The 12,981-nt window shown below is 69.1% G+C and carries 13 protein-coding genes and 1 pseudogene; 10 read left to right on the top strand and 4 right to left on the bottom strand.

Annotated features, from left to right (window positions below; all coding sequences use genetic code 11):
• Nucleotides 1-14: 14 nt before the first annotated feature.
• From BST17_RS24150 to BST17_RS24130, 5 genes are read left to right on the top strand one after another with little or no spacing between them, the layout of a single operon-like run.
• Nucleotides 15-755 (top strand): ABC transporter ATP-binding protein, encoded by a 741-nt coding sequence (locus BST17_RS24150; RefSeq protein ID WP_083061439.1) that lies wholly within the window; start codon nucleotides 15-17, stop codon nucleotides 753-755.
• Complete coding sequence (locus BST17_RS24145; protein WP_083061429.1) at nucleotides 752-1,636, top strand: ABC transporter permease; 885 nt, start codon at nucleotides 752-754, stop codon at nucleotides 1,634-1,636. The genes BST17_RS24150 and BST17_RS24145 overlap by 4 nt, the downstream gene beginning before the upstream one ends.
• Nucleotides 1,636-2,676 carry an isopenicillin N synthase family dioxygenase gene (locus BST17_RS24140; RefSeq protein ID WP_083061438.1) on the top strand — a complete coding sequence of 347 codons (1,041 nt, stop codon included), beginning with the start codon at nucleotides 1,636-1,638 and terminating at the stop codon, nucleotides 2,674-2,676. Before BST17_RS24145 ends, BST17_RS24140 begins: the two co-directional genes overlap by 1 nt.
• A gap of 6 nt (nucleotides 2,677-2,682) precedes the next feature.
• Nucleotides 2,683-3,327, top strand: coding sequence for a GntR family transcriptional regulator (locus BST17_RS24135; protein WP_083061428.1), 645 nt, complete (start codon nucleotides 2,683-2,685; stop codon nucleotides 3,325-3,327).
• 28 nt (nucleotides 3,328-3,355) lie between these two features.
• Complete coding sequence (locus tag BST17_RS24130; RefSeq protein WP_234807799.1) at nucleotides 3,356-4,561, top strand: amidohydrolase family protein; 1,206 nt, start codon at nucleotides 3,356-3,358, stop codon at nucleotides 4,559-4,561.
• Here the strand turns inward: BST17_RS24130 and BST17_RS24125 are convergent.
• Nucleotides 4,552-5,367 (bottom strand): NAD-dependent epimerase/dehydratase family protein, encoded by an 816-nt coding sequence (locus BST17_RS24125; RefSeq protein ID WP_083061426.1) that lies wholly within the window; start codon nucleotides 5,365-5,367, stop codon nucleotides 4,552-4,554. The genes BST17_RS24130 and BST17_RS24125 overlap by 10 nt on opposite strands.
• On the bottom strand, nucleotides 5,364-5,777 hold the full coding sequence (locus BST17_RS24120) for a nuclear transport factor 2 family protein (protein ID WP_083061425.1): 414 nt from the start codon (nucleotides 5,775-5,777) through the stop codon (nucleotides 5,364-5,366). Before BST17_RS24120 ends, BST17_RS24125 begins: the two co-directional genes overlap by 4 nt.
• A gap of 89 nt (nucleotides 5,778-5,866) precedes the next feature.
• On the opposite strand from BST17_RS24120, the gene BST17_RS24115 reads away from it, so the two are divergent.
• Together BST17_RS24115 and BST17_RS24110 are read left to right on the top strand one after the other, a co-directional pair.
• Entirely contained in the window at nucleotides 5,867-6,466 is a 600-nt protein-coding gene (locus BST17_RS24115) for a TetR/AcrR family transcriptional regulator (RefSeq protein WP_234807798.1), read from the top strand.
• A gap of 138 nt (nucleotides 6,467-6,604) precedes the next feature.
• Entirely contained in the window at nucleotides 6,605-6,901 is a 297-nt protein-coding gene (locus tag BST17_RS24110; protein ID WP_083061423.1) for a hypothetical protein, read from the top strand.
• A gap of 51 nt (nucleotides 6,902-6,952) precedes the next feature.
• Here the strand turns inward: BST17_RS24110 and BST17_RS24105 are convergent, their stop codons facing one another.
• On the bottom strand, nucleotides 6,953-8,401 hold the full coding sequence (locus BST17_RS24105) for a cytosine permease (protein ID WP_083061422.1): 1,449 nt from the start codon (nucleotides 8,399-8,401) through the stop codon (nucleotides 6,953-6,955).
• A complete protein-coding gene (locus BST17_RS29400) occupies nucleotides 8,401-8,565 on the bottom strand; it encodes a hypothetical protein (RefSeq protein WP_165762340.1) in 165 nt (54 codons plus the stop codon). Before BST17_RS29400 ends, BST17_RS24105 begins: the two co-directional genes overlap by 1 nt.
• A gap of 130 nt (nucleotides 8,566-8,695) precedes the next feature.
• Between BST17_RS29400 and BST17_RS24100 the strand changes: the two are divergent.
• From BST17_RS24100 to BST17_RS24090, 3 genes and pseudogenes are all read left to right on the top strand, one after another.
• Nucleotides 8,696-10,105 (top strand): annotated as a pseudogene (locus tag BST17_RS24100) (flavin monoamine oxidase family protein).
• A complete protein-coding gene (locus BST17_RS24095) occupies nucleotides 10,102-12,168 on the top strand; it encodes an acetate--CoA ligase family protein (protein ID WP_083061421.1) in 2,067 nt (688 codons plus the stop codon). Before BST17_RS24100 ends, BST17_RS24095 begins: the two are co-directional and overlap by 4 nt.
• Nucleotides 12,165-12,974 (top strand): SDR family oxidoreductase, encoded by an 810-nt coding sequence (locus tag BST17_RS24090; RefSeq protein WP_083061420.1) that lies wholly within the window; start codon nucleotides 12,165-12,167, stop codon nucleotides 12,972-12,974. The genes BST17_RS24095 and BST17_RS24090 overlap by 4 nt, the downstream gene beginning before the upstream one ends.
• Nucleotides 12,975-12,981: the final 7 nt, after the last annotated feature.

The raw sequence follows: 12,981 nt of genomic DNA, 5'->3' as shown, positions 1-12,981 counted from the left end.
CCCCCCACGACGGTCTGCCCGCCGCGGCGCAGATCGAATTCCGAGCCATCACAAAGCGATTCGACACCGGAACGACAGCACTCGACGGTGTTGACCTGAGTGTGCGGCGCGGCGAGTTCGTCGCCGTCGTAGGCCCGTCCGGGTGCGGCAAGTCCACCCTGCTGCGGATGGCCGCGCATCTGGAGGAGCCCACCTCGGGTTCGGTCCAGCTGGGCACCTCCTCGGTCGGATTCATCTTCCAGGAGCCCACCCTGCTGCCCTGGCGCGATGTGCGGGGCAATGTCGAGCTCTGTGCAGAGCTGAGCCATCTGGGCAGGCGCGAGGTCAAGAAGCGTGCGGCAGAGGCACTCTCGGCCGTCGGGCTGGACGAGTTCGCCGATCAGCTGCCCAAGGCGCTGTCCGGCGGGATGAAGATGCGGGTGTCGATGGCGCGTGCCCTGACGCTGTCCCCGGACATCCTGTTGCTGGACGAACCGTTCGGCGCACTCGACGAGATGACGCGGCTGGACATGCAGGTCGAGTTGCAGCGGCTCTACGCCGAACGGACGTTCACCGCGATGTTCGTCACGCACTCGGTGTCCGAGGCGGTGTATCTGGCCGACCGTGTCGTGGTGATGACACCCAGGCCGGGCCGCATCGCGGGCATCGTCGATATCGAATTCGGTTATCCGCGCTCGCCGGAACTGCGCTTCACACCGCGATTCACCGACTACACCGCCGAGATCTCGGCGCTTCTGCACGGGAGGTCGGCATGACCGTCCTCGGCTCCGCGCTCGCGGCACCCGGCCGGCTCCTGACCCGTCACAGCGCCCCGGCGGCAGACGCCGTGCCGGCGAAGCCGCACCGCGGCAGGCGGTTCGGTGCGGTGGTGGGCTACCCGGTGCTGTCCCTGGTCTTCGGCCTGGCGGTCTGGTCCGCGGTCAGTTACCTGGTGCTCGAACCCAACCGCCGGTTCCTGCTGCCGCCCCCGGTCGACGTCGTGCGCAACTCCCTGTTGGACTGGACGCGACTACGGCCCATGCTGGAGGCGCTGGCCGTCACCGCCGAGGTGACCGTCATCGGATTCGCGGTCGCCGCCGTTGTCGGTGTCGGCACCGGCGTGCTGATGTGTCAGGGTAAGTGGCTGGAGAAGATCATCTACCCCTACGCCGTGGTCATCCAGGTGATCCCGATCCTGGCCATCGTGCCGCTGATCGGCCTGTGGATGGGTTACGGCATGTCGGCTCGCGTGCTGGTGTGCATGCTGATCGCGGTGTTCCCGATCATCACCAACACCCACTTCGGGATCCGCTCAGTGGATCGCGGTATGCACGAACTGTTCACGGTCTCCGGATCATCGCGCTGGGACAGGCTGGCCAAGCTGGAGATGCGTGCGGCGTTGCCCGCGATCATGACCGGAATGCGCACCGGCGCAGGATTGGTGGTCGTCGGCGCGATCATCGGCGACATGTTCTTCGCCAAGGGCGAACCCGGTATCGGTACCTTGCTCGATGTGTACCGGGCCCGGTTGCAATCCGAGGATCTGGTGGCCGCCATCGTGCTGGCGTCGGTCTTCGGCGTGCTGGTGTTCGCCGTCATGGGATGGATTTCCAAGCTGGCGGTCGGCCGCTGGCATGAGTCAGGGAGCAGTCTGTGATCTTCGATGTCCCACTGATCGACGTGAGTGCGTACGTGGCGGGCGGTGACGCCGCAACCGATCCCGAGTGCGCCCGGGTGGCCGCCGAGTTCGACCGGGCCTGCCGTGAGGTCGGCTTCATCCAGATCGTCGGGCACGGTGTCGAACGGGCCGCCGTCGACGGCCTGACCGCCGCATTGGACGAGTTCTTCGGGTTACCGCTCGCGGTCAAGAAGCAGTACCGGCGCGACCCGTCGACGAACCGCGGGTACTCACCGCCCAAGAGCGAATCGCTGAGCATGAGCCTCGGTATCTCGGCCAACCAGATGAACGACTATTACGAGGCTTTCACCATCGGCGCCGAGGCGGCGGCGTTCCCCGGTCTCGATCTACCTGAGTCCAGCTACGCGCCCAACAACTGGCCTTCGGCCGCACCCGGTTTCCAGGCCCGCATCGAGCGGTACTTCACCCAGGCGCAGCGGCTGGCCCGAACCCTGATGGTCACCGTCACCGATGCCCTTGCGCTGCCCGCCGGGTACTTCGATGCAATGGTCGACCACTCCATCGAGGTGCTAAAGATGAACAACTTCGCCCTGCCAGAAGGGGATACGGCGTTCACCGGCGATCTGCAGGGCATGGGTGCGCACACCGATTTCGGCATCCTGACCATCCTGTGGGCCGACCAGGTGCCCGGCCTGCAGGTGCTGGACCGCGATGGCGACTGGCACGATGTGCAACCCGCCGACGACGCCCTGCTGATCAACCTCGGCGATGCGATGGCCCGCTGGACCAACGACCGCTGGCTGTCCACCGTCCACCGGGTGGACCCACCGGTCACCGACGGCCGCATCCAGCGGCGCCGCTCGGCCGCGTTCTTCTTCGACGGGAACTACGATGCCGTCCTGGAACCGCTTCCCGGCACGGTGGCCGCGGGACAGACCGGCTACCCGCCGATCACGGTGGCCGAGAACATCGCGATGAAGGTTGCCGGACTGCGCACCGGTGTGGCTCCATCGATGCCGCTGCGCGAGGCGGCACGCGTGTCGGCCGCGGCGAAGTAGGCCGGGGTGACCACATCCGATGGCGCACTGCTGACCGAATCCGTGCACAGCGCCCTGCAGGAGATGATCTTCTGCGGCGACCTGCAACCCGGTGCGGCACTGAGCGTCCCGGCATTGGCGGCGCGGCTGAACGTGAGCCGCACACCGGTGCGCGAAGCCGTGCAGCAGCTCATCTATGAGGGGCTGGCCACCCACACCCGCAATGCCGGGGCGCGGGTGACCCTGCTCGACGAGGAGGCGGTGCGGGCGGTCTTCGATGTCCGCGAGGTGCTCGACGGACTCGCGGCGCGCACCGCGACCGTCAATGCCAGCCGCGCCACCGTGGAGCAACTGCGCAAGATGGTGCAGGTGCAACGGGAGTTCCTCGACACCGCGCCGGACCGGGTGCGCGATGCCAAGCTGGATCTGGAGTTTCACACCCTCATCCGGGACACCGCCCGCAACCGTCCGCTCAGTGATGCGTTGGCCCGACTCGACGGCCAGTCGCATCTGTACCGCTCGGACATGTGGACCTCGGAACTCAATCGCAGGCTCGCCGTCGGCGAACACGAGCGGATCGTGGCAGCCATCGAGGCCGGCGATGCCGAGGGTGCGCGCGTGGCAGCGTGTGCGCACGTGTCGGGACTCTACATCCGGACCCGGCGTGGCTGACTTCACTGCTGGACAACCGATTTCGCTGTTGACCCAGGCTACGCTGGCCGATGGTTCGGTGGTGGATGTCGAGGTCGGCCGACAGGGTGCCGATGGCATCGTCACCGCGGTACGACCCTCGGCCGGTCCGGCGACCGGCGACGGGGTGCTCGACCTGAGTGGCCACCTGCTGCTGACCGCGCCGGCGGAGCCGCATGCTCACCTCGACAAGGCGCTGTCCTTCGACGAGCTCCGTCCCGAGCCCGGCGATCTGCACCATTCGATCGCCACGTGGAAGGCGGGCTCGGCCCGGTTCGACGAGCATTCCTTCCGGCGGCGCGCGCGGGCCGCCGCCCTGGCGATGCTGCGCAACGGCACCACCGCGGTGCGCACCCATGTCGACGTTCTCGCGGGTGCGGATCCGCTGCGTGGGATACGCGCCGTCGACGCCGTGCGTCGGGAACTGCGCGGACTGATGGACATCCAGATCGTCGCGCTCATCAAGGCGTATTCAGATGTCGAGTTGCTCTACGGCGCACTGGATGCCGGAGCCGATCTGGTCGGCGGATCACCACACAGCGCCCCGGATCCGGCCGCCGAACTCGAGCGCCTACTCGGCGTCGCCGAGGACCGTGGCGTCGGTGCCGATCTGCACACCGACGAATTCCTGCACGGTGATCACCACACCCTGCCGGGCTTCGCCGACCGGGTGATTCGCTGGCCCGGCGACCGCATGCGCACGGCGAGTCACTGCACCCGGTTGTCGATGATGACCGCTGCCGAACTGGACGACCTGTTGCCCCGGATCGCGGCCTCCGGTCTGGGTGTCGTGGCCAACCCGATCACCAACCTGTACATCCACGCCCGGGATGTGCCGACCGCGACCCCGCGCGGTATCGCACCGCTGCAGCGACTGCGGGATGCCGGTGTGCCGGTGGCTGCGGGCGCCGACAACGTCCGCGACCCGTTCAACCCACTGGGACGCAGTGACGCGCTGGAGACCGCCATGCTGACCGTGGTGGCTGCCCATCTGCCACCACACGACGCCCTGGCGCTGGTGACCGACGAGGCCCGGGCGGTGATCGGGCTGCCGCAGGCCGGCCCACGCCGCGGTGCCCGCGCCGACCTGCTCGCGGTGCGCGGGACCAGCGTGCCCGACGTGATCGCCAACGCCCCGGCCGATCGCGTCGTCATCCATGACGGAAACCTGGTGTCGCGCAGTGTCACCGACACCTGGACGGCCGCTCAGGGGTGACCGGCCAGGACCTCGTGCAGTGACCGGGGCGGTCGGCCGGTGAGCTTCCGCACGGTGTCGGTCACCCGGTCCTCCGCGCCGCGGCCGATGCGCTCGTCCATACCGGCCAGGATCTGCGCGAAGTCGGCGGGCAGTCCGGAGTCCGTCAGCTGCCGGACGCGATCGGCGGTGCCGATGCTGACATGGCGCGTTGCGCGACCGGTGAGGCCGGAGTAGATCGCGCAGACGTCCGCGTAGCTGAGTGCTTGCGGACCGGTGAGCACGAATTCGTCGTTCGGTGCGTGATCCTGACGCAGCAATACCGCTGCCACCGAGGCGATGTCTGCGACATCGACGAAGCCGATCCGGCCATCCCCGGTCGCGGTGGTGAGCGTGCCGGACCGCAGACCGGCCGCGACGGGGTGGTCGCCGACGAAGTTCGACATGAACCAGGACGGCCGCAGGATCGCCCACTCGGGCATCACCTCGCGCACCAACCGGTCCAGTGCGCCGAGGCCGGTGTCGCCGGGCTCGGTGGCCGACGAACTCAGCAGCACCACCCGCCGCAACCGGTCCTGCAGTCCGGCCTGCAGAAGCGGCCGCACGATGGGAGCCGGCTCGGCAACACCCACCGGTGCCACCAGGTACATCCGCTCGACGCCGGCGATCGCGTCGTCATGGGTGGACCGGTCCGCCCAGTCGAAGCGCACCCCATCCGGGCCGGGTCGCCGGCTGGCGGGGCGCACCGTGACACCGGCCGCGGCCAGCTCGCGACAGACCAGCGCACCGGTGTTCCCGGTCGCGCCGGTGACCAGGACCGGCGTCATCCGAGCGCCTCGGCCGCCGCCATCGGGCTCCAGTAGTCCCGGTAGGAGGCGATCCCGTCGTCGTGCACGGTGATCACCGCGACGTAGCCGAGCCGGTAGGGCCGTTGCGCCGCCACCGCGATGCCTTCGGCCTCGAACTCGACGATCACTGTCCGGGGATCGAGGGTCTGGTGCCTGGTCTGTGTGGGGATGGCGCGTAGATCGAGCATGTCGGTGTAGCCGTCCAGGTACTCGATGACGGCGGTCCGCCCATCGAGTCTGCGTGGCCGGCCCGGCCCGGCGAAGGGGAACTCCATGATGCCGTCGGGCGCCCACAGCATGGCGAAGCCGTGCATGTCGTGGGCCACCAGCAGCTCGAATGCCCGGTCGAGGACGGCGTTGGTCTGCGCGCGCTGCGCATCGTCGGTCATCTGACACCTCCATGAATGGAACGGAACCGTGCCGTTCACTATACGAGACAACGGACGGCACCGTGCCGTTCGTCGGTTAAACTGCGGGGGTGACAGCACCACGACGCAAGCCCAGCGGCGGCGCGGTGATGCGGCCTGCGGTCACCGAGGCAATTGCCGACGCCGCCATCGCCGAGCTCGTCGAACACGGGTACGCCAAGCTGGCCATGGAGAAGGTGGCCCGTCGCGCCGGTGTCGGCAAGCACGCCCTCTACCGGCGGTGGCCGTCCAAGCTCGACCTGGTGACCGACGTCCTTGCCCGGCTCAGCGTCCCGGACGCTCCGACCCCGGACACCGGCTCATTGCGCGGCGACGTCCGCGCCATCCTCGGCGCGGTGACGCAGTGGCTGACCGATCCGCGGATCCGGGCGATCCTGCCCAGCCTGATCGCCGAGTACGACCGTAATCCGGCGCTGGCCGAGGCGGCGGCGACGCATATCGGCGGCCCCCGTCGGGCCTGGGGGCGCGCGGCGCTGGAGCGCCGGGTGCCCGCCGAACAGGTGGACATGGTTCTGGATGTGCTGGCTGCGCCGGTGTTCTGGCGGCTGACCCACGCCAGGCCGGTCGACGACGACTACCTCGACGCGCTGGCGAACATGATCGTCGCCGGCATCGACGCATCCGCTGAGACGCCAATCACGTTGCGGTAGAGGTATTTCGATTCGTTATCGGACGCACAGCGCGCGCCTAACATCGGCACAGGGGCGACCAACTGCGCGGCCATAACGTCGTGATTCGTGTGGCGGTGAGGTACCGCGGAAACACACACGGATGAACGGAGTCACCCCATGGAGTTCACGCGTCGCGCCGCCGCCCCGATCCTGGCCGGCGGTATCGCGGTGGCCGGCCTGCTCGGCCTCGGCCTGGGCACGGCGAGCGCCGATCCGGGCCGGCCCTGCGGTACGCCGAACGCACCGGCCTGCGCGCCGGCGCCGCAGAACAACAACTGGCAGCAGCGCAATATCGATCAGGCCAGGGGCGACCATCAGCCGTTCCAGTACAACGGTCACCGCGTGGAGCCGATGCGCGCGGGCAACGGCGACGGCTGGGGATTCTGGTTCCTGGGTCAGTGGATCCGGCTGTAATCCGGCCGGGCACCCGCACGCAGGAGCAGCGGCCTGCGTGCGGGTACCGGCTCAGCGGCCCGGATAACCGCCCATACCCATGCGCTGCACGATAAGTCGGGTCAACAGGTAGTGCGCCAGACCGGCCACCAGGAACGCCGGCACCGACGCCGTCGTGTAGCGGAAGGCCGCACTGGGTTCATAGGACACCGGGTTGAGCAGCAGCGAGTAGGTCGCCGCCCCGGCGGCCACCGCCGCAAAGGCGACGTAGTTGACCCCTCGCCAGTACCCGTAGGCCGACTCGGCGGCGGGCAGGAACAGATCCCGCACGCTGAGGCGGCGGCGACGCAGGATGAAGTAGTCGACGATCTGCACCGCACACAGCGGCGCCAATACGATTGCGCCCCAGGACAGGAAGCGTCCGTAGTTGTCGTACACCGCCGCCGGGAAGAACACCAGGACTGCGGCGGGGCCGAGGATGGCCGCGACCAGCCACGGCCAGGCCGCCGCGCGGAACAACCGTCCGCCACCGCCCTTGAGCGCCACCATGGACGCGTATCCCTGCGACAGGATCGCGGTGATGTTGGCGAAGCAGACGATCACCAGCGCCACCAGTCCGATGACGACCCCGGCCAGCGGGATGAACCACTGGGTGGGTTCCTCGATCTGCAGGGACAGTGCGGCGATGGCTCCGACCACGGCGGCCACCACCGAGGCGCCGAAGACGCCGACCCAGTTGGGCCAGAACGCGGCTCGCGACGTCTTGGTGAGCCGGGCCAGGTTGCCCAGGTTGGGCCACCACGCGAAACCGCCGGCGATGCTGAGTTCGACGGCCAGCATGAAGCTCAGATGACCGTCCTCGCTCACCCCACCCAGCGGCGCCAGCGCCATCAACTCGGCCCAGGTGTTGTCGGTGCAGACGATGATGATGATGCCCACCAGCACGGCCATCAGCATGGGCGCCAGGATCCGGCAGACGGTTTCGACCGAAACCGGCCCACGCACCAGGATGAGCGCCGACACCACGATGGCAACGAGCGCCAACACGCTTGCCGCTGCCCCGGTTTGGGACAGTTCGACGCCGAAGACCTGATTGGCGACGATCACGATGCCGTGGCCGAACATGATCGCCAGCACCGCCGACCAGGCGGCCGCGAGCACCGTGGACACCGCCACCATCACCACGCGCGCCCCGATCTCCCCGAACGTACTGCGCAACCCGACGAACTGCTCGATGCCGTATTTCACCGAGGGCATGCACGGCGCCAGGGCCACGGCCAGCACGCTGAGCCCGTAGCCGATGATGATCGTCGCGATGGCCTGCGCCAACCCGACGTAATAGGCCACCGCGGCGCCCTGCAGGAACGCCCAGGTGGCGATGGCGAGGCCGACATTGACCGAGGAGTGCTGCCAGAAACCCCAGATGCGTTCGCGGGGAAACAGCGGCAGGTCGGTCAGGGTCGGATCGGTGTCGGCCGAGGTGCCCGAGGCCGGCAGTCCGCGGCGGGCCGTCTCGGTCATCAGTACGCCCACCAGGTGAGGGCGACAATGGCGACGGCCAGCACGGCGACCGCCAGCAGGAAGTCGCGCAGCGGCAGATCGGCGACCGTGGTGTCGGATTCGACGGCCGTGTCGATGACGGTCAGCCGCTCCTGGAGCTGCTGATCCAACGGGGTGGTGTGCACTGCGACTCATTTCTGATTGGCGGGCCAGTTTAGAAAGAGTGTGTGGCGGGCGCCACTTCTTGTCAACCGCCCGTTCTGAGTCACGAAAATACTTGACTGGTGAGCCAGTTAATAATTACAGTCGGTCACCATGATGCCGACACGCCCTGCTGTCCCGAAGTCCGGACCGTTGCCCACGACGGCCGCCGTGGTGGTCGTCGGGGCCGGGTACGCGGGACTGACCGCAGCTCTGGACCTGCGCGACGCGGACATCGACGTCCTGGTGCTCGAGGGCTCCGACCGGGTCGGCGGGCGGACGCTGTCCGAGCGGACCGAGGACGGCTCCGGTCTGGTCATCGACCACGGCGGGCAGTGGGTCGGGCCGACGCAGACCCGGTTGCTGGCCGCGGCCGAGCGGTTCGGCTGTCCGACATTTCCCACCTACAACAGCGGTGATCATCTCGAACTGTGGACCGACGGCGTATGCCGGCCGTTCCGCGGTGCCGGACCCGAGGACGGTCCGGGTGTCGCCGCATACGTCGCCGCGACCGACGCCATCGATGCGATGGCGGCGGGCATCGACCTGGCCGATCCGACTGCGACACCGATGATCTGGGAGTGGGACAGCCTGACCGTGCAGTCCTACCTGGACCAGGCTGTACCCGATGCCGACGCCCGCACCCGGCTCGCGCTGGCCGTCCAGGGCGTGTGGACCGTCGAACCGCGCGATATCTCGCTGTTCCACTTCCTCTTCTACATCGCGGCCGCCGGTGGATTCGACCAGCTGATGGAGACCGAGGGATGCGCCCAGGAGCGCCGGTTCAGCGCCGGCGCGCAGTCGGTCGCCCTCGCCATCGCCGACCATCTCGGCGATGCCGTCCAGTTCGCCGCCGCGGTCCGACACATCCACACCCTCGACGACGGTGCGGTGCTCATCGACAGCGTCCGCGGTCAGCTTCGGGCACAGCGTGTGATCGTCGCGGCCTCGCCCGGTGCCGCCGTACGGATCGGGTTCACCCCGCCGCTGCCGCAAGCACGCAACCGGTGGATGGAGCGGAACCCGATGGGTGACGTCGCCAAGATCCACACCGTCTACGATCGTCCGTTCTGACGCGAGAACGGCCACTCCGGTGAGGCCACCGTCTACGGAAACCACTCTGTCGGTGTCGTGTTCGACAACTCGCCCGAGGACGGGCGGGTCGGCGTGCTGGTGTCCTTCGTGTACGCCGACCGTCAGCAGCGCTGGTCTCGACTACCACCGGACGAACGTCGCGCCGACGTGCTGACGACGCTGGTGGCGTTGTTCGGCGACGCCGCCGGTGCACCCACGCACTACATCGAGAAGGACTGGCCGCAGGACGCTTGGGCACGTGGCGGTTACGCGGCCAACCCGGCCCCCGGAGTCTGGGCCGAGCACGGCGCGACGGGCTGGCGCACGGCCTGCGGCCCGATCCACTGGGCCGGTACCGAGACCGCCGAGATCTGGAACGGCTACATCGACGGTGCCATCGCCTCCGGGCACCGGGCCGCCGCCGAGGTGATCGCCGAGTTGGCGTCGTGATCGAGTCGCCCACAACGGATCTGCGAGTCTTCAGCGATCCGTCCTCCGTTGCCGTGGTAGGAGCATCCGAGGACTCGGCGAAATGGGGTTATTGGCTGGCCTCCGGCGCATTGACCGGGAGCCACCGACGCGCGGTGCATCTGGTCAACGGCCGGGCGGCCACCGTGCTCGGGCATGCGTGCGTGCCGAGCATCGCCGATCTCCCCGACACCCCGGAACTGGTGGCGTTGTGCGTGCCGGCGGCCCACGTCGACGGTGTGGTCGACGCGGCGCTGGCCCGCGGCACCCGGGGCTTCCTCGGCATCACCTCCGGGATGGCCGACGACGCCGCGCTGGCCGCCCGCATCACCGCGGCTGGGGCCCGGCTGATCGGGACCAACAGCCTGGGTATCTACGACGCCACCAACGACCTCCGGCTGATGTGGGGAATCCCCACACCGGGCCCGCTGGCCATCGTCTCGCAGAGCGGACAGCTCGGATCGGAACTCATCGCGATCGGTAGCCGGTACGGACTCGGGGTGTCGCGCTTCATCTCGATCGGCAACCAATCCGACGTCACCGCAACCGAAGTGCTCGCCGACCTCGCCGAGCACGACGACACCCGGGTGATCGCGCTCTACCTGGAGAGCTTCACCGACGGCGAGACGTTGTTCGACACACTGGCGGCGCTGCGCGCCGTGGGCAAACCGACCATGCTGCTGACCGTCGGTGCGAGCAGCGCCAGCGCCCGGCTGGCGCGCACGCACACCGGGTCGCTGACCTCGTCACTGGACGTGGTGGATGCGGCCTGCCGCGCCGCCGGCGTGGTCCGGGTCGGCACCCCGGCCGAACTCGTGGAGGTGGCACGGTGCTTTCTCGCCGTCCCGGCGGTGCAGGGTCGTCGGATCGCCATCGTCGGTGACAGCGGCGGACAGAGCGGTATCGCCGCCGATGTGGCGGCCGCCGCCGGTCTGACCGTGCCGCAGTTCTCGGCACAGCTGTCGGCAGAACTCTGCATGCGCCTGCCCGCCGGTGCCGCCTACAACAACCCCGTCGACCTCGCCGGCGCCGGGGAACAGGACCTCGACAACTATGCAGGCATCGTGGAACAGGTCGCCGCCGCGGGTGATGTCGACGCCGTGGTGATGACCGGGTACTTCGGCTGCTACGGGCAGGACGTGCCCGATCTCGGTGCCGCCGAGATCGCCGTCGCCCGTCGCATCGGAGGCGTCGCCCGCGCCGTGGGCGTGCCGGTCCTGGTGCACACCATGGCCCCGGATTCCGCTACCGCGCAGGCATTGTGGGACAGCGGTGTGCCTACCTACGACCGCATCGAAGCCGTCACCCGGGTGGTCGCCGCACTCGCCGCAGCCACCCCCACCCCGCAGGCGCCGGTGCCGGCACCGGCGGCAGACCCGTCCGCGGTTTCCCCGGGGTACTGGTCGGCTCGGGCCCTGCTGGCCCGAGCGGGGGTGTCATTCCCGCGCGCGGTGGTGGTGCACGACGAGGCGGATCTGGCCACCGGGGTAGCCGACCTGACCGCGCCGTTGGTGCTCAAAGCCGGTTGGCTGGAACACAAGAGCGAGGTCGGCGGTGTCCACGTCAACCTATGTGAACCGGCCGACATCACCGCCGCCTTCGCCGACATGCGGGCGCGCCTCGGGCCGGGGGAGTACGTCCTGGAGGAACAGGACCGCCGACCCGACACCATCGAGGTGCTGATCGCCGCCCGCCGGGACCCCCAGCTGGGCGCGGTGGTGGTCGTCGGCGCCGGTGGCACCGAGACCGAGGTGCTGCGCGACGTCCGGATGGAATGCGCACCGGTGTCGGCAGACACGGCGGATGCGATGCTGCACAGCCTGCGGATGGCGCCGCTGTTGCACGGCTGGCGGGGTCGCGCCGCCGTGGATGTCGAGGCTTTGGTCGCCACGATCGTCGGGGTCTCCGCACTGATCGCGACCCGCCCGGACATCGCCGAGATCGAACTCAACCCGGTCCGGGCCGCCGCCGACGGCGCACTCGCCGTCGACGCGCTGGTGATAACCCGCGAAACCACAACCGATTCCGAAGGAGCTCTGCCATGACGACACCGGCCATTCTGGACACCTCGACCGAATTCGACGGCCGGGTGGCGTTGGTGACGGGCGGAGGTTCGGGCATCGGACGCGCCATCGCCGCGCGCTGGGCCGCGGCGGGCGGTGTCGCGGTGGTGCTCGGCCGGCGACGCGACGCACTCGACGAGACCGTCGGCCTGATCGAGGCCACCGGCGGCCGCGCCGAGGCGGTGGCCTGCGATGTCCGCGACCATGATGCCGTCGCGGCCGCGGTGGACGGGATCGTCGAGCGGCAGGGGCGCCTCGACGCGTTGATCAACAACGCCGCAGGCAATTTCGTCGTACCGGCAGAAAATCTGTCACCGGGTGGCTGGAAGGCCGTCACCGACATCGTGCTCAACGGCACCTACTACTGCACCCACGCCGCCGCACGGCACATGCTCGCCGCCGGCGCAGGCACGGTGCTCAACATCATCGCCAGCTACGCCTGGCACGGCCATCCCGGCACGGTGCACAGCGCCGCGGCCAAGGGCGGCGTGGTGGCGATGACACGCACCCTCGCCGTGGAATGGGGTGCCCGGGGGGTCCGGGTCAACTGCCTGGCGCCCGGTCCGACCGAGACCGCCGGTGCCGGCGCCGCGCTGTGGGGTACCGACCGCGCCCGCCGCGACGTCCTGGCCAGTGTGCCGGCCGGCCGTTTCGCCGAACCGGCCGAAATCGCCGAATCCGCAGCGTTTCTGCTCAGTGACCGGGCCGGCTACATCACCGGCGAGGTGCTCGTCGCCGATGGCGGGCAGTGGCTCGGCAAGTCCATCTACACCGACTCATCGAAGTAACCGAAGG

It is taken from the genome of Mycolicibacterium bacteremicum, assembly GCF_002086115.1.
Lineage (GTDB): Bacteria > Actinomycetota > Actinomycetes > Mycobacteriales > Mycobacteriaceae > Mycobacterium > Mycobacterium bacteremicum.
Note: the sequence above shows the minus strand (reverse complement) of the source record. Positions and strands in the feature narration are given on the sequence as shown.

Coding starts and splice junctions, on each gene's coding strand:
- BST17_RS24145 (WP_083061429.1), top strand. CDS start 752: ATGACCGTCCTCGGCTCCGCGCTCGCGGCACCCGGCCGGCTCCTGACC.
- BST17_RS24125 (WP_083061426.1), bottom strand. CDS start 5,367: ATGACGCCGGTCCTGGTCACCGGCGCGACCGGGAACACCGGTGCGCTG.
- BST17_RS24120 (WP_083061425.1), bottom strand. CDS start 5,777: ATGACCGACGATGCGCAGCGCGCGCAGACCAACGCCGTCCTCGACCGG.
- BST17_RS24110 (WP_083061423.1), top strand. CDS start 6,605: ATGGAGTTCACGCGTCGCGCCGCCGCCCCGATCCTGGCCGGCGGTATC.
- BST17_RS24105 (WP_083061422.1), bottom strand. CDS start 8,401: ATGACCGAGACGGCCCGCCGCGGACTGCCGGCCTCGGGCACCTCGGCC.
- BST17_RS24090 (WP_083061420.1), top strand. CDS start 12,165: ATGACGACACCGGCCATTCTGGACACCTCGACCGAATTCGACGGCCGG.